A 26,776-nucleotide genomic window follows, 5' to 3' on the forward strand; every position below is an offset into this window, starting at 1 on the left:
TTACCTCGTATGGCGAATGCGCGGGTTGAGCACGCCGTACAGCAGATCGACGACGAGGTTCACGACGATCACCAGCGTGGCGATCAACAGGATACCGCCCTGCACGACCGGATAATCGCGCCGGCCGATCGCGTCGATCAGCCACTTGCCGATGCCCGGCCATGAAAACAGCGTTTCGGTCAGCACCGCGCCCGCAAGCAGTGTGCCGACCTGCAGGCCGATCACGGTGACGACCGGAATCAGCGCATTGCGCAGCGCATGCACGACGATCACGCGTCCCGGCGACAGCCCCTTCGCGCGCGCGGTGCGGATGTAGTCCTCGCGCAGCACTTCGAGCATCGACGAGCGCGTCATGCGCGCGACGACCGCGAGCGGAATCGTGCCGAGCACGATCGCGGGTAGGATCAGGTGGCTGAGTGCGGATTTGAACGCGCCTTCGTCGGTGGACATCAGCGAGTCGATCAGCATGAAGCCGGTCACGTGCGGAATGTCGTATTCGACCGCGATGCGGCCCGACACCGGCGTCAAGCCGAGCTTGACCGAGAACACCATGATGAGGATCAAGCCCCACCAGAAGATCGGCATCGAGTAGCCGGTCAGGGCGGTGCCCATCACGCCGTGATCGACCACCGTGCCGCGCCTCAGCGCCGCGAACACGCCCGCCGGCAGGCCGACGATCAGCGCGAACAGCATCGCGCAGAACGACAGTTCGACGGTGGCGGGAAAGCGCGCGAGGAATTCGCCCATCACGCTCGTGTTGGTGATGATCGAAGTGCCGAGGTCGCCGTGCACGGCGCGCACGATGTAGTGGAAGTACTGCATTGGCAAGGGCTCGTCGAGCCCGAGGCGGTGCATCGCGGCCGCATGCATGGCCGGATCGACGCCGCGCTCGCCCATCATCACTTCGATGGGGTCGCCCGGGATCAGGTGAATCAGCGCGAACGCGAGGATCGTGATGCCGATGAACGTCGGTATCACCATGCCGATGCGGCGCAAAACGAAGCGGAACATGGTTCGCTCCCATGGTACTGGTGATGAAAAAACGCAACCGGCGACGAGGGCTCGTGACCCCGGTCGCCGGACCAGTTCGACCAGTTTTCTAACCGTGCGAAAAGTGTACTGTGTTGCGGCGTACTGTATTGCGGCCTACTGCGCGAACTTTACGATTACTTGACGCTGACGCCGTCGAAGCGCGCGTAGCCGAGCGGTTCGATGCGCATGTCGACCACCTTCTTGCTGACCGGCTGATAGACGGTCGAGTGCGCGATCGGCGAGAACGGCAGTTGCTGCGCGAAAATATATTGCGCTTCGCCGTAGATCTTCGTGCGCGTCGCCACGTCCGAAGTCGTGCGGCCCTTCTGGATCAGATCGTCGAACGGCTTGTAGCACCACTTCGAGAAGTTGTTGCCGTTGATCGCCTCGCAGCCGAGCAGCGTGCCGAGCCAGTTGTCCGGATCGCCGTTGTCGCCGGTCCAGCCGATCAGCATCGTGTCGTCTTCGCCCGCGTGCGCGCGCTTGATGTACTCACCCCATTCGTACGTGACGATCTTCGCCTTCACGCCGATCTTCGCCCAGTCCGCCTGGATCATTTCCGCCATCAGACGCGCGTTCGGGTTGTACGCGCGCTGCACCGGCATCGCCCACAGCGTGAGGTCGAAGCCGTTCGGGTAGCCCGCCTTCGCGAGCAGATCCTTCGCCTTGGCCGGATCGTACGAGGCGGCCGGCAAGTTCTTGACGAACGACCATTGCGTCGGCGGCATCGGGTTCGTGGCCAACTGGCCCGCGCCCTGGTAGACCGACTCGATGATCGCCTTCTTGTTGATCGCCATGTCGAGCGCCTGGCGCACTTCGAGCTTGTCGACCGGCTTGTGCGTCACGTTGTACGCGAGATAGCCGAGGTTGAAGCCCGGTTGCGACGGCATGTCGATGTTCGGCTCGGCCTTCAGCGGCGCGATGTCGGCCGGGCGCGGATAGCTCATCACCTGGCATTCGTCGCGCTTGATCTTCTGCACGCGCACGCCGGCATCCGGCGTGATCGAGAAGATCAGCTTCGAGATCTTCACCGCGCCCGGCTTCCAGTAGTCGGGATTGCCGTCGAAGCGGATCGTCGCGTCCTTCGTGTAGCTGCGGAAGATGAACGGACCGGTGCCGACCGGGTACTGATTGATGTCGGCGGCCTTGCCTGCCTTGAGCAGCTGATCCGCATATTCAGCCGACAGGATCGACGCGTATTCCATCGCCAGATTCTGGATGAACGGCGCGTTGACTTCCTTCAGCGTGAACTTGACCGTGTACGGGTCGACTTTCTCGACGCTCGTGATCAGCTTGTCGAGGCCCATGTCGGTGAAGTACGGGAACTGCACCGGATACGCCTTGCGGAACGGCTGGTTCGGGTCGAGCATGCGCTGGAACGAGAAGACCACGTCGTCCGCGTTGAATTCGCGCGTCGGCTTGAAGAACGAGGTGGTCTGGAACTTCACGCCATGACGCAGATGGAACGTGTAGGTCTTGCCATCGGGCGACACGTCCCACTTCTCCGCGAGGCCGGGCTCGACCTTGGTGCCGCCGCGTTCGAACTCGACGAGGCGGTTATAGACGGTGAACGTGTTGGCCGTGAAGTCGACGCCCGTCGTGTATTGGGCCGGATCGAAACCCGCGGGACTGCCTTCCGAGCAGTAAACGAGGGTTTTGTTCGGGATCCCAGCGGCCTGCGCGCTCGTGACGCCAAGCAGGGATGCCGCTGCGGCAGCGACGAGCGTGGACCTACGCGCGACGCGCAACAGATTGTTTTGCTTCATGTTTCCTCCAGGTTCAGGGCCGGCTTGCGCCGGCGTAGCGGGATATTACTTGAGCTTGGGCCGGCGACCAAGCGGAGCAAAATCCCTCTGTTGACGACAGGAAACACTTGCGCAAACGTTTTGCCACGGGCCGGGCCGCCCGTTCGGGCCGCCCGGCGACGAATGCGGCGCAAAAAAACGCGCCGCGCCCGCTTATTTCACCCCAACCCCCAGGAATTGCGTCGGCCCGAACGGATCGATCTTGAAGCCCGTCACGTTCTTGCTGATCGGCTGATAGACGGTCGAATGCGCGATCGGCGTGAACGGCACCTGGTCCTTGAAGATCTCCTGCGCCTGCGTATAAGCCTTGGTGCGATCGGCCATGTTGGTGGTGCTGCGGCCCTGCTTGATCAGATCGTCGTAAGGCTTGTAGCACCACTTCGAGAAGTTGCTGCCGTTGACCGCGTCGCAGCCGAGCAACACGCCGAGCCAGTTGTCAGGGTCGCCGTAGTCACCCGTCCAGCCGATCAGCATCGCCTGATGCTCGCCGGCGTGCGCGCGGCGAATGTACTCGCCCCATTCGTACGTGACGATATTCACCTTGACGCCGATCTTCGCCCAGTCCGCCTGCAGCATTTCGGCCATCAGGCGCGCGTTCGGGTTATACGGGCGCTGTACCGGCATCGCCCACAGCGTCAGCTCGAAGCCGTCGGGGTAGCCCGCCTGCTTCAGCAGCGCTTTCGCTTTGTCGACGTCGTAGGGCGCGTCCTTCAGGTTCTTGTCGTAACCCCATTGCGTCGGCGGCATCGGGTTCGTCGCGAGCTGGCCCGCGCCCTGGTAGACCGCTTCGATGATCGCCTTCTTGTTGACCGACATGTCGAGCGCGCGGCGCACGAGCACGTTGTCGAGCGGCTTTTTGGTCGTGTTGTACGCGATATAGCCGAGGTTGAAGCCCACTTCGCTTGGCATCGCGAGCGACGCATCGGCCTTCACGGTCGGGATGTCGGCGGGGCGCGGATACGACATCACCTGGCATTCGCCGCGCTTCAACTTTTGCAGGCGCACGGCCGGATCGACCGTGATCGCGAAGATCAGCTTGCCGAGCTTCGCGACGCCCGGCTTCCAGTAGTCGGGATTGCCGTCGAAGCGGATCGTGTCGTCCTTCGTATAGCTGCGGAAGATGAACGGGCCGGTGCCAACCGGGTACTGGTTGATGTCGGACGCCTTGCCCGCCTTCAGCAACTGATCGGTGTATTCAGCCGACAGGATCGACGCGAACGGCATCGCGATCTGCTGCAGGAACGGCGCGTCGACTTCCTTCAGCGTGAAGCGCACCGTGTACGGATCGACCTTCTCGATTTTGGCGATGTTCTTCGCGAGACCGAGGTCGTTGAAATACGGGAAATTGACCGGATACGCCTTGCGGAACGGGTTCTCGGGATCGAGCATGCGTTCGTAGGTGAACACGACGTCGTCCGCGTTGAATTCGCGGGTCGGCTTGAAGTACGACGTGGTCTGGAATTTGACGCCGTGGCGCAGATGGAACGTATAGGTGAGGCCGTCGGGCGACACGTCCCACTTTTCGGCGAGTCCTGGCTCGATGTCCGTGCTGCCGTGCGCAAATTCGACGAGCCGGTTATAGACCGTGTACGAGCCGGCGCTGAATTCGACGCTGGTCGTGTATTGCGCGGTATCGAAACCCGCCGGGCTGCCTTCGGAGCAGAACACCAGCGTCTTGTCGGGCAGCGTGGCCGCCTGCGACGCGGCGGGCGCGAGGCCGCTCGTGGCGACCGCGAGCGCGGCGAGCGCCGGCAGGCAGAACTGGTGAAGCGCGAACAGCCGGTGTGTCGCAGTCTTTCTTGTCACTGTCATATCGTCCTCCGCACAGCAGCCGGGTTAGCTGCGTTTCGATGATAGACAGCCCAAAAATGAGCTTCAACAGGGACTTACCACGCTATTTGGGACAAATTTGCGACCCATGCCAGACTGGCGGGGACCGCGCGGCCGTTGCAGCCGCGCGGGCATCGCAATTACACGGCGAGCCGTTCGCAGATCGCCTTGGTCGACGCGGCCGCGTTCAGCGTATAGAAGTGCAGACCCGGCACTTTCGCGTCGAGGAGCCGTTGACACAGAGCCGTCACCACGTCGAGCCCGAACGCGCGGATCGACTCGCGGTCGTCGCCGAAGCTCTCCAGCCGGCGCGCGATCCAGCGCGGCACTTCGGCGCCGCACATTTCGGAGAAGCGCATCAGCTGCGAGAAGTTCGTGATCGGCATGATGCCGGGCACGATCGGCACGTCGACGCCGAGCTGGCGCGCATCGTCGACGAAACGGAAGTACGCGTCCGCGTTGAAGAAGTACTGCGTGATCGCCGAGTTCGCGCCGGCTTTCACCTTGCGCGCGAAGTTTTCGAGATCGTGACGCGGCGAGCGCGACTGCGGATGGTATTCCGGATAGCCCGCCACCTCGATCCAGAACCAGTCGCCGAACTCGGCACGGATGAAGCTGACGAGCTCCGACGCATAGCGCAGCTCGCCGACCGCGCCCATGCCCGAGGGCAGATCGCCGCGCAGCGCGACGATATGGCGGATGCCGTACGCGCGGTACTCGTTGAGGATCGCGCGCAGGCTGTCCTTCGACGAGCCGATGCACGACAGATGCGGCGCCGCCTCGAGCCCTTCCTTCGCCATGTCGACGACGGTATCGAGCGTGCCTTGCTGGGTCGAGCCGCCGGCGCCGAACGTGACGGACACGAACTTCGGTTTGAGCGACACGAGTTCCGCGCGCGTCGCGCGCAGTTTGTCGATGCCTTCCTGCGTTTTCGGCGGGAAGAATTCGAATGAGAGTTCGATCGGATTCATAGTCAAAAAGGTCAACCGAGACTGCGGTTGCCGAAAATGAGCGCGGACAGTAGCCACGACACGATGCTGTACAGGATCGAGCCGAAGAACGCCGACCAGAAGCCCGACACCTCGAAGCCCTTCAGCAGCGACGCGCACAGCCAGAAGCACAGCGCATTGACGACCAGAATGAAGAGTCCGAGCGTGAGGATCGTGACGGGCAGCGTCAGCAGGATCAGCAGCGGCCGCAGCAGCGTATTGATGAGGCCGAGCACGATCGCGACGATCAGCGCGGTACCAAAACTGCGGATATGGATCGACGGAACGATGTAGGTGATGATCAGCAGCGCGAGCGCGTTGATGAGCCAGGTCAGCAGCACGGTCATGTAGAACTCCTTGTAAGCACCTGTGCGGAGAAGATGTCCAGCAAACGAAAAGCCGCGCTGGCGAACAAAGCGGCGCATTGCGCGCCGCCCCGGGATCGGACCGTCAAGCTTTTACCGCCGCCCGCGTGGCCGGGCGCGCGAACGCGCGCATCGAGCCGCGGACGGCCGCGTGCTTAATAGCGGTAGTGGTTCGGCTTGAACGGACCGTTCTTGTCGACGCCGATGTAGCCGGCCTGCGCGTCGGACAGCACGGTCAGGTTCGCGCCGATGCGCGCCAGATGCAGACGCGCGACCTTCTCGTCGAGATGCTTCGGCAGCACGTACACCTTGTTTTCGTACTTCGCGCCCTGCGTGAACAGTTCGATCTGCGCGAGCGTCTGGTTCGTGAACGAGTTCGACATCACGAACGACGGGTGGCCCGTCGCGCAGCCGAGGTTCACGAGGCGGCCTTCGGCCAGCAGGATCACGCGCTTGCCGTCCGGGAAAATGATGTGGTCGACTTGCGGCTTGATGTTTTCCCACTGGTACTGACGGGTCGACGCGACGTCGATTTCCGAGTCGAAGTGGCCGATGTTGCAGACGATCGCGTTATGACGCATCGCCTTCATGTGATCGTGGTTGATCACGTGGTAGTTGCCGGTCGCGGTCACGAAGATGTCGGCCTTGTCGGCCGCGTATTCCATCGTCACGACGCGGTAGCCTTCCATCGCCGCTTGCAGCGCGCAGATCGGATCGATTTCGGTGACCCACACGGTCGCGCCCAGACCGCGCAGCGATTGCGCGCAGCCCTTGCCCACGTCGCCGTAACCGGCCACGACCGCGATCTTGCCCGCGATCATCACGTCGGTCGCGCGCTTGATGCCGTCGACGAGCGACTCGCGGCAGCCATACAGGTTGTCGAACTTCGACTTCGTGACCGAGTCGTTGACGTTGATGGCCGGGAACGGCAGGCGGCCTTCCTTCTCCATCTGGTACAGACGGTGCACGCCGGTGGTGGTTTCTTCGGTGACGCCCTTGATTGCCGCGAGACGCTTCGAGTACCACGTCGGGTCGATCTCGAGGTGCGCGGCGATCGACTTGTACAGCGCGACTTCTTCTTCGTTGGTCGGCCTGGCGATCACCGAGCGGTCTTTCTCGGCCTTCGAGCCAAGGATCAGCAGCAGCGTCGCGTCGCCGCCGTCGTCGAGGATCATGTTGGCGAACTCGCCGTTCGGCCATTCGAAAATGCGGTGCGAGAACTCCCAGTATTCATCGAGCGATTCGCCCTTGAACGCGAACACCGGCGTGCCGGCCTGCGCGATCGCGGCGGCGGCATGGTCCTGAGTCGAGAAGATGTTGCACGAGGCCCAGCGTACGTCCGCGCCGAGCGCGGTCAGCGTCTCGATCAGCACGCCGGTCTGGATCGTCATGTGCAGCGAGCCGGCGACGCGCGCGCCCTTCAGCGGCTGCTGCGCCTTGTACTCATCACGGGTCTGCATGAGGCCGGGCATTTCGGTCTCGGCGATCGTGAGTTCCTTGCGGCCCCAAGCGGCGAGCGACATGTCGGCGACAACGTAATCCAGCTTCTGGGAATCGATGACTGCGGCGTTCATCACGCCCTCCTTTCTAAGAAATTGACTAGAAATGTGACGTGAGCGCGGTTTGAGGCAGCGTTCGGATTCGCGCGATGCGCATTCCATGCTGCCAATTGAAGCCTTCGAGCCTGGCGGGCGGCCGGCGAATGCGGATTCGCGGTACCCGTCGCAACGCTCCTCGAAGACGAACGGCGATTGTAGCAAATCGAGATGACTTCGGCGCGTGCCGGATGGTGCGGCAGCGCGCTGGTTCAGATCGGCAGCAGCCCCAGCATCGGCGCGAGCAGCACCATGGCGACGCCGGCGATCATCATCGTCAGGCTGGACACCACGCCCTCCTCGCTGCCGAGCTCGCGTGCCTTCGCGGTGCCGACGCCGTGCGCGGCCGCGCCGAACAGCGCGCCGCGCGCGAGCCGCGTGCGCAGCGGCACGATCGCGAGCACGATTTCGCCGAACAGCATGCCGCAGACGCCGGTCGCGATCACGAACAGCGCGGTCAGGTCCTTCGGCGCGTGAATCCTGTCGGACACGGCGAGCGCGAATGGCGTCGACACCGAACGCGTCATCAGGCTGCGCTGCAAGTCCGGCGACAGGTGCAGCAGCTTCGCGAGCATCAGCGAGCCGCCGACGCCGACCAGAATGCCCACCGTCACGCCGACGGACAGCGAGATCCAGTGGCGCTTCAACAGTGCGCGGTACTCGTAGATCGGCACGGCGAACGCGACCGTCGCGGGGCCGAGCAGCCACATCAGCCAGCGTGTGTCCTCGAAGTAAAGCGAATACGGAATGTGCGCGAGTACGACGATCGCGACGAGCGCGGCCGGCACCGTCAGCATCGGCGTGAGCCACGGCGAGCGCACGCGCGCATACAGCGCCTTCGACGCGAAGTACAGCGCGATCGTCAGCACGAGGCAGCCGGCCGCGATCAGGCGCGAGGCGTCGTCGGCCAACAGCGAAGCGAACGGGAGCGGGTTCATCGGCGCTCGTGCGACAGACTGCCTGCCTTACGCGCAACCCGCACGCGGCGCAGCGCGAAACGCCGTTCGACGCGCGCGGCCTGATCGACAGCGAACGCCACCGCGACCATCACCATCAGGGTGCCGGCGATCACCACTAGCGCGAGGCGCCAGCCGTCCGCGCGGAACAGGCCGCCGTATTGCACGGCGGCGACCGCCGCCGGAATGAAGAACAGCAGCATGTCGGACAGCAGCCAGTCCGCGCCGGCCTTGACCCAGCGCGGCGCGATACCTCCGCAGAACAGCAGCGCGAGCAGCGCGACGAGGCCGACCACGCCGCCCGGCACCGGCAGATGGAGCCGCCGCACGATGAAATCGGCGCCGATCCAGAGCGCCGCGATCGCGGCGCTTTGCACGGCGATGCGTGCGACACGGCCGAAGCCACCCGCGTCTCCACTTGAGCCGCCACCGGCGGGACGGGCGGAACGGGTGAAAACTGGCGCGGACATGACATCCCCTGGCTGGCGTGGAAGGCATTTAGTATGGGGCCCGCCGCGCCATAAATAAAATGACTTACAATCATCGAAACCATTCCGAACTGGAATTCTGGAGACCACGCTCATGGAACTCCGCGCGCTGCGCTATTTCGTCGAAGTGGTCCGTCGGCAAAGCTTCACCGTCGCCGCTGAGCAGATGTTCGTCACGCAGCCGACCATCAGCAAGATGGTCAAGTCGCTGGAAGACGAAATCGGCTCGCCGCTGCTGCTGCGCGACGGCCGCCAGATGGTTCTCACCGACGTGGGCCGGATCGTCTATCAGCGCGGCCAGGACGTGCTCGCCGCGCACGCGCAACTGCAGGCCGAGCTGAACGATCTCGACACGCTCGGGCGCGGTGAACTGGCAATCGGCATTCCGCCGATGGGCGGTGCGCTCTTCACCCCCGCAATCGCCGCGTTCCGCCAGCGCTATCCGAAGATCGAGCTGAAGCTGTTCGAGCAGGGCTCGCGCGCGATCGAAGCCGCGCTGATCAACGGTGAACTGGAACTGGGCGGTGTGCTGCAGCCGGTCGACCCCGACAACATCGACGTGCTGCCGATGTCGCGCGAGCTGTTGTGGCTCGTCGCGCGCGCCGGCTCGCGCTGGGATGCGTTGAACGAGGTGCCGCTCGCCCAACTCGCCGATGAGCCGTTCGTGTTTTACGGCGAAAGCCTCGCGCTGAACGACGTCGTGTTGAACGCATGTCGCGCGGCGGGATTTGCGCCCGCGATCGTCGGGCGCAGCGCGCATTGGGACTTCATGGCGGCGCTGGTGCTGGCTGGCGTCGGCATCGCGCTGCTGCCCGCGCCCTATTGCCGGCGGCTCGATCCCGCGCAGTTCACCTGCCGCCCGGTCGTCGAACCGGAGATCCCGTGGGAAATGGCGATCGGCTGGCGCCGCAACGGCTATCTGTCGCACGCGGCGCGCGCGTGGCTCGACGTCGCGCGCGAAACGCTGCCAACACACGCCAGCGACGATTTCATACTCGGACCGGGGATCGGCTCTAACGGAATCACAGCGCCGCAAGGAGCTCTGCCACCCTCGGGCGAGTGACGGGCGGCGGCCGGCCGCCGGCCGCGTTACGCCGCTCGCGTTTGCCGACCTCCTTGCAAACGGCGATCAAACCGCCTGCGCCGGCGTGCCACCTGGGTTCGGGGGCGTCACCGTCGCCGACCTCCGCGCTCCGTCTCGCCGGCTCGTCGCGATCAACTCCGCCGCCCGTTCGCCGATCATCACCGTCGGCGAATTGGTGTTGCCGCCGATCAGGGTCGGCATGACCGACGCATCGACGATCCTCAACCCCGTCACGCCGCGCACGCGCAATTGCGGATCGACGACCGAGCGCGCGTCGCCGCCCATCCGGCAGGTCGCGACCGGGTGATAGATCGTGTCCGCGCGCTCGGCGATCGTCTGGCGCAGTTGCGCATCCGATTGCCCTGGCCGCGTGTACAACTCCTCGCCGCCGTGCAGCGCGAGCGACGGCGCGCCGAGAATGCGCCGCGCCATCTTCGCGCCCTCGACGAGCAGATCGAGATCGCGCGCATCGCTCAGAAAGCGCGGATCGATCAGCGGCGCGACACGCGCATCGGCGCTTGCGAGCGTCACGGTGCCGCGGCTATGCGGACGCAGCACGCATACATGCAGCGAATAGCCGTGGCCCCAGTGCATATGGCGGTTGTGATCGTCGACGATCGCCGCGCAGAAATGCAGTTGCAGATCGGGCCGCGCGAGCGTCGGCCGGCTCTTCAGAAAACCGCCCGCCTCGGCGACGTTGCTCGACAGCATGCCGCGCCCGTGGCGCATGAAGGTCACGAATTGCGGCAGCATCCGCGCGATGCCGCGCACCGAGAAACCGGTGGGCTCGATCGACCTCACGCGCTTGTTGATCGTGAAATCGATGTGATCGATCAGGTTCTGGCCGACCTCGGGCGCATCGTGAAGCACGTCGATGCCGAGCGAGCGCAGATGCGCGGCCGGCCCGATGCCCGAGCACATCAACAGTTGCGGCGAGTTGAACGCGCCAGCGGCGAGCACGACCTCGGCGCGCGCCGCGAGCGTTTCGGTGCGGCCGGCGCGCACGATTTCGACGCCGCTCGCGCGCTTGCGGTCGAACACGACGCGCAGCACGGTCGCGTCGGCCATCGTGTGCAGATTCGCGCGCGGCCGGTCGTAGATGTACGCGCGCGCGACGCTGCAACGGCGCCCGTCACGTTGCGTGACCTGATAGAAGCCGATGCCTTCCTGGTCCGCGCCGTTGAAGTCGTCGTTCGCTTTGTAGCCCGCTTCGAGCGCGGCCTGCACGAAGCGCCTGGAAAACGGATTCCTGAAGCGCAGATCGGACACGGTCAGCGGACCGGCCTCGCCATGCCACGCATCGGCGCCGCGCTCGTTGTCTTCGGCGCGGCGAAAATACGGCAGCACCTCGGCCCACGACCAGCCGTCGCAGCCGAGCCGCGCCCACTCGTCGTAATCGAGCGGATGGCCGCGCGTGTAGATCATCGCGTTGATCGCGCTCGATCCGCCGAAACCGCGTCCGCGCGGCTGATAGCCCTGGCGACCGGCGAGCCCCGGCTGCGGCGTGGTCAGGTAGCCGTAGTTGGTCTTCAGTCTATTCGGCACCACGGCCGCGACGCCGACCGGCATGTTCACCAACAGATTGCGCCCGGTATGCGGACCGGCCTCGATCAGCGCGATGGTCGCGTCGGGACAGCTATCCGCGAGACGGCTCGCGAGCGTGCAGCCGCCCGAGCCCGCACCGAGGATGATGTAGTCGTATTGCATGCGCTCCTCCTGATGGGCCGCGTTGCTCGCGGACCCTGTCTCGTGCACACTTGTCTACGTGTGTTTTCTGCGCATTGTAGGGAGCGTATTGGGGCTGCGGCGGCTCCCTGACAGAACGATTCCTCTAAACGCCGGCGGCAACGCGCCCCTATGATGAAAGGCGCGTACGGCCCGCGCGCGGCTTCCAAACATGGCGCGACGCGCGTCCTCCTTCCGGCATGCGGCATCACGCGCGGCGCTCGAACAGATGCGACAAAGCGCATCGCGGATGCCGTCGGCAAAGCGGCGCACAATAAGCGAAAGCACGGAGACAGCAGATGGAACGGCACGGCTTCGGCCAGACTCACGAGGTGACGAATCAGGCACCGCCGCTCGCGGACTACAACCTGTTCGCGAGCGACGCCGCTTTGAGCGCGGCCGTCGATCGCGACGGCGCGAGCTGGCATCGCGAGGCGCTGCTGCGACACGGCGCGACGCTGACGACGCCCGACACGCTCGCGCTCGCGGAGCTCGCCAACCGCCATACGCCGGAGCTGGTCACGCATAGTCCGCGCGGCGAGCGCATCGACGCACTCGAGTTCCATCCCGCGTGGCATGAACTGCTCGCGCTGCTGCGCCGCGAAGGGTTACACGCGCTGCCGTTCGCCGAGCCGCGAAGCGGCGCGATGGCCGCGCGCTGCGCCGGCTACTTCATGCATGCGCAGATCGAATCCGGCTCGCTGTGCCCACTGACGATGACATTCGCGAGCATTCCGGTGTTGCGGCGCGAATCCACGTTGTTCGATACGCTGCGCGACCAGTTGTACACACGCGAGCACGATCCGCACGACGTGCCGCTCACGCAAAAGCGCTCGGCGATGATCGGCATGGGCATGACCGAGAAACAGGGCGGCTCCGACGTGCGCAGCAACCGGACGCGCGCCCATGCGTTCGACGGTGCCGGCGGACGCGGCGGCGCTTACCGGCTCGTCGGTCATAAATGGTTCTTCTCGGCGCCGCAGTGCGACGCCCATCTGGTGCTCGCGCGCACCGACACGCACGAGGGGCTGTCGTGCTTTTTCGTGCCGCGCTTCGCGCCGGACGGCAGCAAGAACGCGGTGCAGATCCAGCGTCTGAAGGACAAGCTCGGCAATCGCTCCAACGCAAGCAGCGAAGTCGAATTTCTCGACGCGTACGGTGTGATGATCGGCGACGAAGGACGCGGCGTGCCGACCATCATCGAAATGGCGAGCTACACGCGGCTCGACTGCGTGATCGGCAGCGCCGCGCTGATGCGTGCCGCGCTCGTGCAGGCGGTCCATCATGCGCGGCATCGCAGCGCGTTCGGCCGGCACCTTGCCGAGCAGCCGCTGATGCGCAACGTGCTCGCCGATCTCGCGCTCGAATCCGAAGCGGCTACGGTGCTGTTCATGCGTCTCGCGCGCGCGTTCGAGGAATCCGCCGACGCGTCGTCGGCTTCATCGGCCGAACGCGCCTGGCGGCGCATCGTTACGCCTGCCGCGAAGTACTGGGTCTGCAAGCGCGCGCTCGAATTCACCGGCGAGGCGATGGAAGTCTGGGGCGGCAACGGCTACGTCGAAACCGGGCCGATGGCGCGCTTCTATCGCGAGGCGCCGGTCAACTCGATCTGGGAAGGCTCGGGCAACGTGATGTGCCTCGACGTGCTGCGCGCGATGGAGCGCGAGCCGCGGGCCGCGCAAGCGCTGTTCGCCGCCTGGCAGGACGTCGCGCGCGCGCATCCGGCGTTGGGCGCGGCACTCGCGCGCCTCGCCGCGACGCTGAACGGACCGGCCGAACAGCGCGAGGCGTCGGCGCGACGTATCGCGCAGCAGATCGTGCTGATCGCGCAGGCGACGCTGCTCGCGCAGCACGCGCCCGCCGGGGTCGCCGACGCGTTCATCGCGACGCGTCTCGCCGACGGCTGCGGCGAAAGCGGCCGCGTGTACGGCACGCTGCCGGCCACGTTCGATCACGCGGCGATCGTCAAGCGCGCCTTTCCCGCGTAAACGCGGCGGGCGCGCAAACCCCGAGCGCACCGCTCGCAACTCCGACTCAACCTCAAACCAAGATAAGCGCGCTCGACGCGCACGGTCATCCATCTGGGAGTGGACTCACATGAAGAACGATGTGCCGGAGGTCGCCGCGCTCCAAGCACTGTTGCGCGATCAACGTCATGCGTATCTGCGCGCGCCCTATCCGTCGTGGGACACGCGCGCGACGCATCTGCGCGCGCTGCGCAAGCTGATGCTCGACAATCGCGACGCGCTCGCCGACGCGATGCACGCGGACTTCGGCAATCGTGCGAAGGAAGAAGTGCTGCTCGCCGAATTCCTGCTCGTGAAGGAAGAGATCGACGCCGCGCTGCGTCACGGCAAGCGCTGGATGAAAGCGCAGCGCCGCCGCACCAACAAGTGGCTGCTGCCGGCGCGCGCGAAGGTGGTGCCGCAGCCGCTCGGCGTGGTCGGCATCATCGTGCCGTGGAATTATCCGGTGCTGCTCGCGGTCGGCCCGTTGATCAGCGCGCTGACGGCCGGCAATCGCGCGATCATCAAGATGTCCGAACTGACGCCGCGCACCTCGGCGCTATTCGAGCTGCTGATCGGTCAGACGTTCGCGCGCACTCACGTCGCGGTCGTCAACGGCGATGCGGCGCTCGCGGCCGCGTTCAGCGCGCTGCCGTTCGATCATCTGCTGTTCACCGGCTCGACGAAGGTCGGTCACGAAGTAATGCGCGCGGCGGCCGAGCATCTGACGCCGGTCACGCTCGAACTCGGCGGCAAGTCGCCGGCGCTGATCGGCGCGCATGCGCGTTTCGACAACGCGGTCGACAATCTGATCGCCGGCAAGACGCTGAACGCGGGGCAGACCTGTGTGGCGCCCGACTACGTGCTGGTGCCGCGCGGCAAGGAGCAGGCGTTCATCGAACGGGCGCGCGTGCGGATGGCGAGGATGTATCCGGACTTCGCGCAGAACCCGGATTACACGTCGATCATTTCTTCGCGGCACTTCGAGCGGCTCGAACGTCTCGCCGACGAAGCGCGGGCTGCGGGCGCGCAATTGCATGCGCTGACCAACGCGACGCCCGATGCCGGGAGCCGGCGCTTTCCGCTGATCGCCGTGACTGGCGCGCCGGACGAATGCGCGCTGATGCAGGAGGAGATTTTTGGGCCGCTGTTGCCGCTCGTGCCGTACGACACGCTCGACGACGCGATCGCGTGGATCAATGCGCGGCCGCGGCCGCTGGCGCTTTATCTCTATGCCGACGATGCGCGGACGGTTGAGCGTGTCACGCATGAAACGATCGCCGGCGGCATGGCGGTTAACGAGACGCTGATGCATCTGGCATGTGAGAGTTTGCCGTTCGGCGGGGTCGGGGCGAGTGGGATGGGGGCGTACCACGGGTACGAGGGGTTCGTTACTTTTTCCAAGATGAAGCCCGTGCTCGTGCAGGCGCGCTTGAATGCGCGCGGGTTGATTTCGCCACCGTACGGGAGACGCGTGAACGCGGTGTTGAAGTTGATGATGAGATTCTGATTTAGCCCCTGGGCGGGGTGAGGCCTTTTTTTGTCTTTGTTCTTTGCGGTGTTGGCCTTTCCTTGTTGTCTTATCGATCTATTAGCGTTGCCCCTGTGCGGGGCGGCACCTACTTTCTTTGCTGCTGCAAAGAAAGTAGGCAAAGAAGACAGCTAAAACCGCCAACTCTTAAGCGGGTCCCTCGGTCTGCATGAGGTAGTGGTGCATCTGGAATCCGTGCTCCCGCACATTCCGCGCCAGTGACAAGGCGGTCATTCTTCCGGCGGCGCTACGCGCGCCGAAACCCCGTTCAAAACCCACCGGTTGTTTCGGCGCATCGCCGAGGCGCAGCCGACGGCCCCCGCTGCGCGGGCCAAACCATTGGTTTCCCTGGCAGACCCGTCCGCGACGCACGTAGTGCGGAGTGGGAGGGATGATGGCTTTGTCACGAACGGGGAATGTGCGGGGGCCCGGATTCCAGATGCACCACTACCCCTTCCAAGCCAGGGGACCCGCTTATAAGCTTGCGGTTTGAGCTGTCTTCTTTGCCTACTTTCTTTGCAGCAGCAAAGAAAGTAGGTGCCGCCCCGCACAGGGGCAACGCTAATAGACCGATAAGACAACAAGGAAAGGCCAACACTGCAAAGAACAACGACAAAAAAGCGCCCGCCCTGCCAAAGGGCAAACACACACCTTCAGTGATCCACAGTACTAGCACCGCCAGGCACATCAGTAGCAACAACATCAACCACATCCGGCGCGCCAGCGCCATTGCCCGTCTCAGCATCAGCCCCACTCTCGAGCCGATGCAACCAGGCCAGCAACTCGGCGACAGCCTGATAAAGCTGCGGTGGAATCCGCGCATCCAGATCGACTTGCATCAGCAGCGACACCATCTCGGGCGCCTCATGCACATACAGCCCAGCCTCCTTCGCGCGCTGCACGATCATCTCAGCGAGCAGCCCATACCCCTTGGCGACCAGACGCGGGGCGGGCTCGCCGCCATGAGCGTCATAAACAAGCGCGGCCGCGCTGCGACGTTGGGTGCGGCTCATCAGATATCCCAATCGAGGTCGTCGCGCGATGCGGCGCCCGACGCCGACGCCGTCGACGTGGCCACAGCCGCCGACGCCGACCGTGCATACGCGCCCGCGGCCTGCGCACCCGCCGCCGAGGTGCCCGCCGCGGTAGTACCAGGCACACCGCCGCCGATCTCGCGAATCGTCAATCCCTGCAGCTCGAGCCCCGCCGCCGCGAGCCGCTGACGGAAATCGTCCCCCTGCATCGCGAGCCGCGCGGCGCCCCGCGGGCTCGCCTGCACGCGCGCGGCCAGCCGCGTGCCGGTCAGCGTCAGTTCGGCATCGACGGTGCCGAGCGTCGGCAGCGACAGCGTCAGGCGCGTGCGCCACGGCTGGCCGTCCTCGCTCGCGAGGCCGCCGCCGCTGCGGTCCCATTCGTCGCCATCCTGCTCGATCGTCCAGTCCAGACGCGCGCCGGGCCACGCCTCGCCGGTCCAGCGGAACTGTCCGGTCGCAAGCAGATCGAGCTGCTGGCGCACGAGCGGCACCGTCGCCGGATGCACCGCCGCCGCCATCGCCTGCGCGCTCTGCGACGAGCCGGCATCGGCCGCCTGAGACACCGCGCTGTGCAGCCCCGCGTGTGTGGACTGGCCATTCAGGTCGGACACCGAGCTGGCCAGCAGCTCGCCCGCGACGAGTCGCGCGGCCTGCGCGGTCAGGATCGACGGCATCGCGTGCATGGCAGGGTTGTTCTCGGCAACGTTCGGCGTGCCGCGTGGCGTTGCCTCGGGGGCTCCGTTCGCCGCAGCGGACCGCGCGCCCGCGTCGCCAGCGTCGGCGCTCCAGTCGGGAGGCAATTGAGAATCTGCGACGAGCTGGTTCTGCGCCTCGTTCGCCAGTTGGGCCGGCGAACGCTGGCCGACCAGCCACGCCGCGAGATGCGCCTCGTAGAACAGGCCGCTGTCGGCGACCGTCTGTTGCAGCGCGGCCGCGAGCGCCGCGACCGGCACTTCGGTCGCCGCCACGCTCGCGGTGGCGGCCGCGGTTGCGCTGGCGGCAGCGTTGGGATTGGTGTTGGTGCTGGCAGCAGCGGCGGAATCGCCGGCAGCGAAATTGACTGTCGCGGCGCCCGCCGCATCGGTCAGCGGCAAGCTTTCGATGGCGACGTCGAGCGCCGGCGCGGCCGCCCAGATCGGCGCGCGGCCGAGCACCGCCGGTGTGGCCTCGCCGCCTGAGTGCGCAATCGCATTCAGCGTCAGCGCGACGGCCGACAGCGCGGTTTGCGCGGACGGCTGGGGCGCAGGCGTCACGTTCGCAGGCGCCGCGGGAACCGCGGTATCGACGCCGGCCGCGCCGGTCTGCGAGGTGGTCGCGGTTCCCGGCGCGATGCTGAGCAGGCTGTCGATCCGGCTCGACAGCACCGAAGCGAGGGCCGAATCGATTCCGTTCATGCCGGTTCCTTGGTCGCATCGGCGGCAACGCGCGCGATGCTCTGATTGCTCCGATCCTTCAGACGCGTGCGGCGTAGCGCCAGCTCACGCGCGCGCCCGCTCGCGCTCAGCGCGCCCCGTACAACTCCTTCAGCACGCGCGTCGACCGGCCGGCGAACAGCGCCGACAGATGCGCCATGCGCGGATTCGCGAGGTCGCGGATCGCGGCGTCGTCGGCGAGGATCTGGCGGATCAGCGCGTACTTGCGCAGGCGTTCGGCCTCGTCGAGCTTGACGCCCACGTCGGCTTCGCGCAGCGCTTCGACCAGCTGCCGATACTCTTCCTGCAAGTGCACCAGGTCGTTCCACAGTGCACGACGGGCCGCCATCAGCATGCGGCAGGACAGCGCCGCGATCGCCTCGTAGCGGGCAAAATATTCTGCGTTCGATGTCATCTCAGGCTTTCCGCGGCTGGCTGTGCTGCCATCCGCGCGATCTCCGGGGCTATCCCGATCCATGCCTCTTCGAGCGTCGCGAGCAGACGGTCCACTTCCACGAGCATCGCCTCGCTCTGATTGATATTGGCTTGCAACAGTCGACGCGCCATATAGTCGTACAAAGCGTTGAGCCGTTCGGCGATTTCGCCGCCCACCTCGAGGTTGAGCGACTGCTGCAGCCCGCTTTCGATGATCCGGATCGCCTTGCTGATCGCCATGCCACGCTCGGCCACGTTGCCCTGCTGCAAATGCATGCGGCTTTGCGCGATCGCCTGGCGTGCGCCCTGGTACAGCAACACGATCAGACGATGCGGACTTGCGCCCATCACGGATGTCTCGATACCGACACGCGCATACGCGTTGGCTCCAGCGTGCCCTTGGGAAAACATCGGCGCTCCTCCTCTTATACTGGCTGCGGTTAAGTCGTGGCGTGGCCGCGCGGCGCGTCGACGCGCCGGTCGCTGACCTGTAATTTGGTTATCGGATGCGCGACGACAAAGCTTTAGTCCGGTGTAAGGAGGATCGAAAGCGCCGCTGGGCGGGCCCGGGAAACACGGCACGAAGCCGCCGGCGCAAGCGCCGGCAGCGGCGTGCCGGATCGTCGGACGGGACGGGTGTGGACCTTCAGGCAGTCCTTCAGGCAGCCCTTCAGGCGGACACGCGCGATCCCGCTCAGATCGACATCTGCGCGATGTCGTTGTACGCGGCGACCAGCTTGTTACGCACCTGCAGGCCGAACTGGAAGCCGATGTTGGCCTTCTGCATGTCGACCATCACGTCGTTCAGCGAGACGTTCGACGCACCGAGCTCGAACGCCTGCGACTCGCCGACCGCCTTCTGCTGGTCGCCGCTGATCTTGTCGAGCGAAGCCTTCAGCGCCGCCGCGAAGTTGGTGGGCGTCGCCGCGCCGGATTGCTCCGCCGCCGGGGTCGCGTCGCCGGCCGCCTGCGCCGCCATCGCCTGCATCTGTTGCAGCGCCGACGATAGCGCGTTCACGGGCATGGTCATGTTTTCTCCGTTGGATGTGCGATCGGACCGCCGGACGGTGTACCGATCTGGACGAAAGCATAGCAGCGGCTCCTCGCGGAAAGTCCCGAAACTAGAGGGAAAACCCCGCTCTATTCAAGCAATCGGGTTCAGCGGCGCTGCGGATAATTTCAAAGGTGAAAGTCTCTGTCCGTCCGCCCAGCCCCGGCGCGGCATCACGACAGAACGCCAAGGCATTCCCCGGAGAAACCCGACGCATGGATTCGTCTGCCAACTCGTTGATCAACCCCGACGCCCGTATGGGGCTCGCCGGCGCGCAGCCCGCTGCCGGTCAGGCCGGTAGCGGCCAGGCCGGCGGCATGGCCGACCTCGGTGGCCTCGGCGGCCTGGGAGGTATCGGCGGCAATTTCGGCCAGCGTCTGTCCGGACTCGCGCAGATGCGCGGCAACCCGCGCGCGCCGCTCGTGTTCGCGGTCGCGCTGCTGGTGGCGGTCGTCGCCGGCCTGTTCCTGTGGTCGCGCGCGCCCAGCTACAAGGTGCTCTACAGCAATCTGTCCGACCGCGACGGCGGCTCGATCATCACCGCGCTGCAGCAGGCCAATATTCCGTACAAGCTGTCCGAAAGCGGCAGCGCGATCCTCGTGCCGGCCGAGCAGGTCCACGAGATGCGCCTGCGCCTCGCATCGCAGGGGCTGCCGAAGAGTGGCTCGGTCGGCTTCGAGCTGATGGACAACCAGAAATTCGGCATCAGCCAGTTCGACGAGCAGATCAACTATCAGCGCGCGCTCGAAGGCGAACTCGAACGCACGATCGAAGCGATCTCGAGCGTCAAATCGGCGCGCGTGCATCTCGCGATTCCGAAGCCGAGCGTGTTCGTGCGCGACAAGGAAGCGCCGTCGGCGGCGGTGCTCGTGAACCTGTACCCGGGCCGCGTGCTCGACGAAGGGCAGGTCGTCGCGATTACGCACATGGTGGCGTCGGCGGTGCCGGAAATGCCGGTGCGCGGCGTGACGATCCTCGACCAGGACGGCAACCTGCTCACGCAGCCAACCAATGGCAGCGGACTCGATGCGACCCAGCTGAAGTTCCGCCAGCAGATCGAGCGCAACACCCAGCAGCGCATCGACACGATCCTCGCGCCGCTGTTCGGCGCCGGCAACGCGCGCTCGCAGGTCAGCGCCGACATCGACTTCTCGCACAGCGAGCAGACCTCCGAGAACTACGGCCCGAACGGCAATCCGCAGCAGGCCGCGATCCGCAGCCAGCAGTCGAGCAGCGCCACCGAAATGTCGCAAGGCGGCGCCTCGGGGGTGCCGGGCGCGCTGTCGAACCAGCCGCCGCAGCCGGCCTCCGCGCCGATCGTGGCGGGCAACGGCGCGAGCTCGGTCACCACGACGCCGGTCAGCGACCGCAAGGATTCGACCACCAACTACGAACTCGACAAGACCGTGCGCCACGTCGACCAGCCGATGGGCGGCATCCGCCGGCTGTCGGTCGCGGTGGTGGTCAATTATCTGCGGGTCGTCGATCCGAAGGGTCACGTGACGATGCAGCCGGTCAGCGCCGACAAGCTCGCGCAGATCACCCAGCTCGTGAAGGACGCGATGGGCTTCGACGCGTCGCGCGGCGACTCGGTCAACGTGGTCAACAGCGCGTTTACCACCGAGCTCGACCCGAACGCCGACCTGCCGTGGTGGCGCACGCCCGACATGCTCGCGCTGTACAAGCAGATCGCGACGTACCTCGGCATCGGCGCGGTGGCCCTGTTCCTCTACTTCGTGATGGTGAAGCCGGCGCTGCGCCGCGCCTTCCCGCCGCCGCCCGAGCCGGTTGCCGCGCTGATGGCGCCCGACGAACCGGTGCTGCTCGACGGCATCCCGGCCGAGGAGCGCGATGGCGCGGTGGTCGAAATCGAAGCGGATAGCGAGCATCTCGCGCTCGAAAACGCGAAGCACAAATACGAGCGGAACCTGGAGTTCGCGCGCAGCATCGCGCGTCAGGATCCGAAGGTCGTAGCAACCGTCGTCAAGAACTGGGTGTCCGATGAGCGCTGAAGGCGTAGTGAAGAGCGCGCTGCTGCTGATGTCGATCGGCGAGGAAGAGGCGGCGCAGGTGTTCAAGTTTCTGGGCCCCCGTGAGGTTCAGAAAATCGGCGTCGCGATGGCCGCGCTGAAGAACGTCACCCGCGAACAGGTCGACGAGGTGCTGCAGGAGTTCGTGCGCGAGGCCGAGCAGCACACCGGCATGTCGCTCGATTCGAGCGATTACATCCGCTCCGTGCTGACCAAGGCGCTCGGCGACGACAAGGCCGGCGCGATCATCGACCGGATCCTGCAGGGCAGCGACACGAGCGGCATCGAAGGCCTGAAGTGGATGGACTCGGCGGCGGTCGCGGAACTGATCAAGAACGAGCATCCGCAGATCATCGCGACGATCCTCGTGCATCTGGACCGCGATCAGGCTTCGGAGATCGTCGGCTGTTTCACGGACCGGCTGCGCAACGACGTGCTGCTGCGGATCGCGACGCTCGACGGCATCCAGCCGGCCGCGCTGCGCGAGCTCGACGACGTGCTGACCGGCCTCTTGTCCGGCAGCGACAACCTGAAGCGCAGCCCGATGGGCGGTATCCGCACGGCGGCCGAGATTCTGAACTTCATGTCGAGCAACCACGAGGAAGGCGTCATCGAAAACGTGCGCCAGTACGACGCCGAGCTCGCGCAGAAGATCATCGACCAGATGTTCGTGTTCGAGAACCTGCTCGACCTCGAAGACCGCGCGATCCAGCTGCTGCTGAAGGAAGTCGAATCCGAAGCGCTGATCATCTCGCTGAAGGGCGCGGCGCCCGCGCTGCGTCAGAAGTTCCTGTCGAACATGTCGCAGCGCGCGGCCGAGTTGCTCGCCGAAGACCTCGACGCGCGCGGCCCGGTACGCGTGTCCGAAGTCGAGACGCAGCAGCGCCGCATCCTGCAGATCGTGCGCAACCTGGCCGAGAGCGGGCAGATCGTTCTAGGCGGCAAGGCGGAAGACGCCTATGTCTGATCCGAACGCCCCGGCAAAGGAAAGCCTCTCGGCCTACCAGCGCTGGGAGATGGCGTCGTTCGACCCGGCTCCGCTGGCGCCGCCGCCGGCCGAACCCGAGTTCGACGAGCGCGCGTTCGAAGCCGAACTCGAGCACCGCCGCGAAGCCGCGCATGCACAGGGCGTCGCGTCCGGTCATGTGGCCGGCCAGGCGCTCGGCTATCAGGCGGGCTATGACCAGGGGCACGCGCAGGGTTTCGCGCAAGGCCAGACCGAGGCGCGCGAGGAAGCGATGCGGCTCGCCGCGCTCGCCGAAACCTTCAAGAGCGCGCTCGATGGCGCGCAGCACGCGATCTCCGAAACGCTGATCGCACTCGCGCTCGACATCGCGCAGCAGGTCGTGCGCCAGCACGTGCAGCACGACCCGACCGCACTGATCGCGGCCGCGCGCGAGGTACTCGCGGCCGAGCCCGCGCTTGCCGGCGCACCGGCGCTGATCGTGAGTCCCGCCGATCTGCCGGTCGTCGAGGCGTATCTGCTCGATGAATTGCAAACGCGCGGCTGGACCGTGCGCACCGATGCATCGGTGGAGCGTGGCGGTTGCCGCGCGCAGGCCGGCACCGGTGAGGTCGACGCGGGCATCGACACGCGCTGGCAGCGCGTCGCCGCCGCGCTCGGCAAGGTGAGCACGTGGTGAAGCCGACGCTCGACGAGATCCGCGCGAGCGATCTGACGCCGCTCGAACGCGAGCTCGCCTTGGCGTCGTTCGGCGCCGAGGCGCTGGCCGATGTCGAGTCGGCCGGTATTCCGCAGCCCCCGGATGCGGCATGGCACGCTCCTGCGAGCGCACATCCAGCGACAGGCGCGGCGGCGAGCCGCGAGTCCGCCGCGACGGACCACGCTGCGCGCAGTGCTTGCGCCGCTCACGCTGCGCACGCGCCGTCCTACGATCCCGCGCTCGACATCAATCCCCACATGCAGGCATGGCGCGGCCAGCTCGACGCGCTGCGCGCGCGCAACGCGATCGCGAAGCCGCTGCGCGCGTGCGGGCGTCTCACACGCGCGGCCGGTCTCGTGCTCGAAGCGGTCGGCCTGCGTCTGTCGGTCGGCGCCGAAGTGATGATCGAGTTGCCGCCCGGCAGTTCGCTGCCGATGGCCGAAGCCGAAGTGGTCGGCTTCTCCGGCGACAAGCTGTTCCTGATGCCGACCACCGAAGTGATCGGCCTGTTGCCCGGCGCGCGGGTCTTTCCGCTCGAAAGCGCGCCGATCGCCGACCCGCTCGCGGGCGCGAAGCGTCTGCCGGTCGGCTGGGAATTGCTCGGCCGCGTGCTCGACGCATCCGGCCGTCCGCTCGACGGGCTCGGCCCGCTCGGCACGCAAAGGGACGCGCCGCTGTCCGCGCCGGTCATCAATCCGCTCAATCGCGAGCCGATTCACAAGGTGCTCGACGTCGGCGTGCGCGCGATCAACTCGCTGTTGACCGTCGGTCGTGGTCAACGGATGGGGCTGTTCGCGGGTTCGGGCGTCGGTAAATCTGTGCTGCTCGGCACGATGGCGCGCTACACCAGCGCCGAGGTGATCGTGATCGGCCTGATCGGCGAACGTGGCCGCGAAGTGAAGGAGTTCATCGAACAGATTCTCGGCGAGGAAGGGTTGGCGCGCTCGGTCGTGGTCGCCGCGCCGGCCGACGTGTCGCCGCTGTTACGGATGCAGGCCGCCGCGTACTCGACCTCGCTCGCCGAATACTTCCGCGACCAGGGCAAGCACGTGCTGCTGCTAATGGATTCGCTGACCCGTTACGCGATGGCGCAGCGCGAGATCGCGCTCGCGATCGGCGAGCCGCCCGCGACCAAGGGGTATCCGCCGTCGGTGTTCGCGAAGCTGCCGGCGCTCGTCGAGCGCACTGGCAACGGACCGGCGGGCGGCGGCTCGATCACCGCGTTCTACACGGTGCTCACCGAAGGCGACGACCAGCAGGACCCGATCGCCGACTCGGCGCGCGCGATTCTCGACGGCCACATCGTGCTGTCGCGCTCGCTCGCCGAAGCCGGCCACTACCCTGCGATCGATATCGAAGCGTCGATTAGCCGGGCAATGACCGCGCTGATCGACGATAACCATCTGAATAAAACGCGTATGTTCAAGCAGATGCTGTCGCGCTATCAGCGTAACCGCGATCTGATCAACGTCGGCGCGTATTCGAGCGGGCGCGACGCGGTGCTCGATCGCGCGATCGCGCTGTATCCGCGGATGGAAGCGTTCCTGCAGCAAGGCTTTCGCGAGTGCGCGAACTTCCAGCCGAGCATCGACATGCTCAGCGCGCTGTTTGCTTAGGGCCGAGGAGGCTGACGATGTCGAAACATTTCCCGATCAAGACGCTGATCGGTCTCGCGCAGGACGACGTGGATGCCGCCGCGCAGCGGCTCGGCCGCGCGCAGCGCGAGCGCAACGACGTTCAGGCGCAACTCGATGCGCTCGTGCAGTACCGCGACGAATACTACGCACGCTTCATGGAGAGCGCGCAGTCGGGCATGCCGGCCGGCAACATGCGCAACTTCCAGGCGTTCATCGATACGCTCGATGCCGCGATCGAGCAGCAGCGCAGCCTGCTCGCGGCGGCGAGCGCGCGCCTCGAGGCGGCGAAGCCCGACTGGCAGCGCCACAAGCAGAAGCTCGGCTCGTACGAAGTGCTGCAGGCGCGCGGCGAGGCGGCCGAGGCGAAGGTTGCGGCGCGGCGCGAACAGCGCGACGCCGACGAATTTGCGGCGCGGAGTCTGCGCATGCGAGCCGACGGCGCGTGAGGCCTTGCCTCGCGGCCAAAGCCTGACGGCACACCCGTTCGACCGATTCACAGGATTCTTTATGTCGCTTCTTTCACAGATCGGCTCCCAACTGAGCACGCTGCTCGACACGAGCGGCAATGGGTCGAGCAGCGCGTCCGCGAACGCCGCGGTCTCGAGCCCGTTCGCGCAGACCTTGCAGCAAAGCATCGACCAGCAGAACAGCGCGAATCAACAGCACACCAGTTCAGCGACGGCGTCGCAAGCCTCGGCGCCGAGCGCGCCCAGTGCGCCGCCGCCCGCTTCCGCTTCCACGTCCGCTCCCGCTTCCTCGCAGCAGAGCGCGAGCGGCAGCCAGAACGGCAACGGCACAGCGAGCAACGCGGCGAGCAGCAGCGCGTCATCGTCGTCGTCCACGCCGTCGACGACACCAACGCAGCAGGCATCGAACAGCCAGACGACCGCGACGCAAGCCCGGCAGAAAGACACCAAGGCGCAAACCGACGCTGGCGCGCTCGCCGCCGCTGCGGCTGCGGCTGCCGCCCAGGCTCAGGCGCAAGCGCACGCACAGGTCGTCGCCAACAACGCCGACTCGAACGCCACCACCACGACCGATGCCGCAAGCTCCGCCGCCGATGCGGTGAGCGCGCTGGCCGGCACGGCCACGAGCGCGCTCGCGGCCACCGCGGCAAGCAGGAAAGGCGCGGTCGATCCGAAGTCGCTGCAGGATGCGTTGCAGCGTGCGCTGTCCGCGCTGTCGAGCGGCCAGGGCGCGGTGCCCGCGGCCGCGCTTGCTGCCGGCGCGGCCGCAAAAGCCACGAGCGTGTCGAGCGCGGCGGGCGGCTTGGGCAACACGAAAAACGGCCTGAACGGCACGTCGGACGACAAGACGCTTGCGAGCGGCCTGTTCGGCAACGGCAAGGGGGCCTCGACGACCCACACGACGTCGACGGCGACGGCTGCCGCGACCGCGCTGGCCGATCCGTCGGCAGCGAAGTCGGCCGCCGACGCGTTGAGCGCCGCGGCCGCGACGAGCGGCCAGGCGGACAACCTCGCATCGGTGCGCAGCGCGTCCGAGGCGGCGAACGCCGCGCTGGCCGCGACGCAGGCGGCAGCGAACGCCGCGAGCACGACGGCGGCAGCGCAGAGTACGGGCAATGCGAGCGCGGCCGCCGCCGCGAATGCGTTGACGCCGCAGGTCGGCACGAGCGACTGGGAAGACGCGCTGAGCCAGAAGGTGGTGTTTTTGTCGAATGCGCATTCGCAGAGTGCTGAGCTGACGCTCAATCCGAAGGATCTGGGGCCGTTGCAGGTCGTGTTGCAGGTGGCGGATAACCATGCGCATGCGCTGTTCGTTTCGCAGCACCAGTCAGTGCGGGAGGCGGTCGAGGCGGCGTTGCCGAAGCTTCGCGAGGCGATGGAGTCGAATGGGATTGGGCTTGGCAGTGCGAGTGTGAGTGATGGGTTTGCGCGGCAGAACGGGCAACAGCAGCAGAGCGCTGGCGCGGGTGGGGGGAATGGGAAGAGGGGTAGTGGTGGTGGGGGCGCCCTTGCAGGCGACAGTTCCAGCGATGCCATCGGGAATGTTGCCGTGCGGCAGCAGGTTGGATTGGTCGATACGTTTGCCTGAAGCGAGGCGGGGCGCTTTTTTGTCGTTGTTCTGGCTTTTTTGGCCTTTCCTT

Annotated in this window: 23 protein-coding genes and 1 riboswitch; of the genes, 9 read left to right on the plus strand and 14 right to left on the minus strand. The window is 66.2% G+C overall.

Annotated features, from left to right (window positions below):
- The 8 genes from OKW37_RS03375 to OKW37_RS03410 form a co-directional block, all read right to left on the minus strand.
- Nucleotides 1-1,011 carry an ABC transporter permease subunit gene (locus tag OKW37_RS03375; protein ID WP_090802564.1) on the minus strand — a complete coding sequence of 337 codons (1,011 nt, stop codon included), beginning with the start codon at nt 1,009-1,011 and terminating at the stop codon, nt 1-3.
- A gap of 155 nt (nt 1,012-1,166) precedes the next feature.
- On the minus strand, nt 1,167-2,798 hold the full coding sequence (locus tag OKW37_RS03380) for an ABC transporter substrate-binding protein (RefSeq protein ID WP_429356285.1): 1,632 nt from the start codon (nt 2,796-2,798) through the stop codon (nt 1,167-1,169).
- Between the two features lie 192 nt (nt 2,799-2,990).
- Nucleotides 2,991-4,649 carry an ABC transporter substrate-binding protein gene (locus OKW37_RS03385; RefSeq protein WP_260321399.1) on the minus strand — a complete coding sequence of 553 codons (1,659 nt, stop codon included), beginning with the start codon at nt 4,647-4,649 and terminating at the stop codon, nt 2,991-2,993.
- A gap of 158 nt (nt 4,650-4,807) precedes the next feature.
- On the minus strand, nt 4,808-5,638 hold the full coding sequence (gene metF, locus OKW37_RS03390) for a methylenetetrahydrofolate reductase [NAD(P)H] (RefSeq protein ID WP_184035098.1): 831 nt from the start codon (nt 5,636-5,638) through the stop codon (nt 4,808-4,810).
- Nucleotides 5,639-5,649: 11 nt separating this feature from the next.
- The gene (locus tag OKW37_RS03395; RefSeq protein ID WP_090805530.1) at nt 5,650-6,003 is read right to left on the minus strand and encodes a phage holin family protein; all 354 of its coding nucleotides are present in this window, start codon (nt 6,001-6,003) and stop codon (nt 5,650-5,652) included.
- Nucleotides 6,004-6,176: 173 nt separating this feature from the next.
- Nucleotides 6,177-7,595: an adenosylhomocysteinase gene (gene ahcY, locus OKW37_RS03400; protein WP_184065849.1), complete on the minus strand. Its 1,419-nt coding sequence runs from the start codon at nt 7,593-7,595 to the stop codon at nt 6,177-6,179.
- A 33-nt stretch (nt 7,596-7,628) separates the two neighbouring features.
- Nucleotides 7,629-7,763: riboswitch (S-adenosyl-L-homocysteine riboswitch) on the minus strand.
- A 65-nt stretch (nt 7,764-7,828) separates the two neighbouring features.
- On the minus strand, nt 7,829-8,554 hold the full coding sequence (locus tag OKW37_RS03405) for an LrgB family protein (protein ID WP_184065852.1): 726 nt from the start codon (nt 8,552-8,554) through the stop codon (nt 7,829-7,831).
- Nucleotides 8,551-9,042 carry a CidA/LrgA family protein gene (locus tag OKW37_RS03410; protein WP_429356288.1) on the minus strand — a complete coding sequence of 164 codons (492 nt, stop codon included), beginning with the start codon at nt 9,040-9,042 and terminating at the stop codon, nt 8,551-8,553. Before OKW37_RS03410 ends, OKW37_RS03405 begins: the two co-directional genes overlap by 4 nt.
- A 112-nt stretch (nt 9,043-9,154) precedes the next feature.
- Here OKW37_RS03410 and OKW37_RS03415 point away from each other — a divergent pair, with 112 nt between their 5' ends.
- The gene (locus OKW37_RS03415) at nt 9,155-10,123 is read left to right on the plus strand and encodes a LysR family transcriptional regulator (protein ID WP_184065858.1); all 969 of its coding nucleotides are present in this window, start codon (nt 9,155-9,157) and stop codon (nt 10,121-10,123) included.
- A 66-nt stretch (nt 10,124-10,189) separates the two neighbouring features.
- Here OKW37_RS03415 and OKW37_RS03420 read toward each other — a convergent pair whose 3' ends face one another.
- Nucleotides 10,190-11,851 carry a GMC family oxidoreductase gene (locus OKW37_RS03420; protein ID WP_429408049.1) on the minus strand — a complete coding sequence of 554 codons (1,662 nt, stop codon included), beginning with the start codon at nt 11,849-11,851 and terminating at the stop codon, nt 10,190-10,192.
- Nucleotides 11,852-12,168: 317 nt separating this feature from the next.
- Between OKW37_RS03420 and OKW37_RS03425 the strand changes: the two genes are divergently transcribed.
- Together OKW37_RS03425 and OKW37_RS03430 are read left to right on the plus strand one after the other, a co-directional pair.
- Nucleotides 12,169-13,857 carry an isovaleryl-CoA dehydrogenase gene (locus OKW37_RS03425; RefSeq protein ID WP_429408047.1) on the plus strand — a complete coding sequence of 563 codons (1,689 nt, stop codon included), beginning with the start codon at nt 12,169-12,171 and terminating at the stop codon, nt 13,855-13,857.
- Nucleotides 13,858-13,966: 109 nt separating this feature from the next.
- Nucleotides 13,967-15,385 carry a coniferyl aldehyde dehydrogenase gene (locus OKW37_RS03430; protein WP_090802550.1) on the plus strand — a complete coding sequence of 473 codons (1,419 nt, stop codon included), beginning with the start codon at nt 13,967-13,969 and terminating at the stop codon, nt 15,383-15,385.
- Between the two features lie 674 nt (nt 15,386-16,059).
- On the opposite strand, the gene OKW37_RS03435 is transcribed toward OKW37_RS03430, so the two are convergent.
- The 5 genes from OKW37_RS03435 to fliE form a co-directional block, all read right to left on the minus strand.
- Entirely contained in the window at nt 16,060-16,419 is a 360-nt protein-coding gene (locus tag OKW37_RS03435; RefSeq protein ID WP_429408045.1) for an EscU/YscU/HrcU family type III secretion system export apparatus switch protein, read from the minus strand.
- On the minus strand, nt 16,419-17,834 hold the full coding sequence (locus OKW37_RS03440) for a flagellar hook-length control protein FliK (RefSeq protein WP_429408043.1): 1,416 nt from the start codon (nt 17,832-17,834) through the stop codon (nt 16,419-16,421). Before OKW37_RS03440 ends, OKW37_RS03435 begins: the two co-directional genes overlap by 1 nt.
- A 106-nt stretch (nt 17,835-17,940) precedes the next feature.
- The gene (locus OKW37_RS03445) at nt 17,941-18,267 is read right to left on the minus strand and encodes a flagellar protein FliT (protein WP_090802544.1); all 327 of its coding nucleotides are present in this window, start codon (nt 18,265-18,267) and stop codon (nt 17,941-17,943) included.
- Nucleotides 18,264-18,698: a flagellar export chaperone FliS gene (fliS, locus tag OKW37_RS03450; RefSeq protein ID WP_090802543.1), complete on the minus strand. Its 435-nt coding sequence runs from the start codon at nt 18,696-18,698 to the stop codon at nt 18,264-18,266. The genes OKW37_RS03445 and fliS overlap by 4 nt, the downstream gene beginning before the upstream one ends.
- 283 nt (nt 18,699-18,981) lie before the next feature.
- Entirely contained in the window at nt 18,982-19,317 is a 336-nt protein-coding gene (gene fliE, locus OKW37_RS03455) for a flagellar hook-basal body complex protein FliE (RefSeq protein WP_090802541.1), read from the minus strand.
- 236 nt (nt 19,318-19,553) lie between these two features.
- On the opposite strand from fliE, the gene fliF reads away from it, so the two are divergent.
- From fliF to OKW37_RS03485, 6 genes are all read left to right on the plus strand, one after another.
- Complete coding sequence (gene fliF, locus OKW37_RS03460; RefSeq protein WP_184065876.1) at nt 19,554-21,350, plus strand: flagellar basal-body MS-ring/collar protein FliF; 1,797 nt, start codon at nt 19,554-19,556, stop codon at nt 21,348-21,350.
- Nucleotides 21,340-22,335: a flagellar motor switch protein FliG gene (gene fliG, locus OKW37_RS03465; RefSeq protein ID WP_018418745.1), complete on the plus strand. Its 996-nt coding sequence runs from the start codon at nt 21,340-21,342 to the stop codon at nt 22,333-22,335. The genes fliF and fliG overlap by 11 nt, the downstream gene beginning before the upstream one ends.
- Entirely contained in the window at nt 22,328-23,011 is a 684-nt protein-coding gene (gene fliH / locus OKW37_RS03470; protein ID WP_429408041.1) for a flagellar assembly protein FliH, read from the plus strand. Before fliG ends, fliH begins: the two co-directional genes overlap by 8 nt.
- A complete protein-coding gene (gene fliI / locus OKW37_RS03475; protein WP_429408039.1) occupies nt 23,005-24,648 on the plus strand; it encodes a flagellar protein export ATPase FliI in 1,644 nt (547 codons plus the stop codon). The genes fliH and fliI overlap by 7 nt, the downstream gene beginning before the upstream one ends.
- A 17-nt stretch (nt 24,649-24,665) precedes the next feature.
- Nucleotides 24,666-25,115: a flagellar export protein FliJ gene (gene fliJ / locus OKW37_RS03480; protein ID WP_090802535.1), complete on the plus strand. Its 450-nt coding sequence runs from the start codon at nt 24,666-24,668 to the stop codon at nt 25,113-25,115.
- Between the two features lie 61 nt (nt 25,116-25,176).
- Nucleotides 25,177-26,724: a flagellar hook-length control protein FliK gene (locus tag OKW37_RS03485; RefSeq protein WP_429408037.1), complete on the plus strand. Its 1,548-nt coding sequence runs from the start codon at nt 25,177-25,179 to the stop codon at nt 26,722-26,724.
- The last annotated feature ends 52 nt before the right edge of the window (nt 26,725-26,776 follow it).

Origin of the sequence: Paraburkholderia sp. MM5482-R2, from assembly GCF_050436125.1 — a bacterium.
In the GTDB taxonomy this organism is placed as follows: Bacteria; Pseudomonadota; Gammaproteobacteria; order Burkholderiales; family Burkholderiaceae; genus Paraburkholderia; species Paraburkholderia tuberum.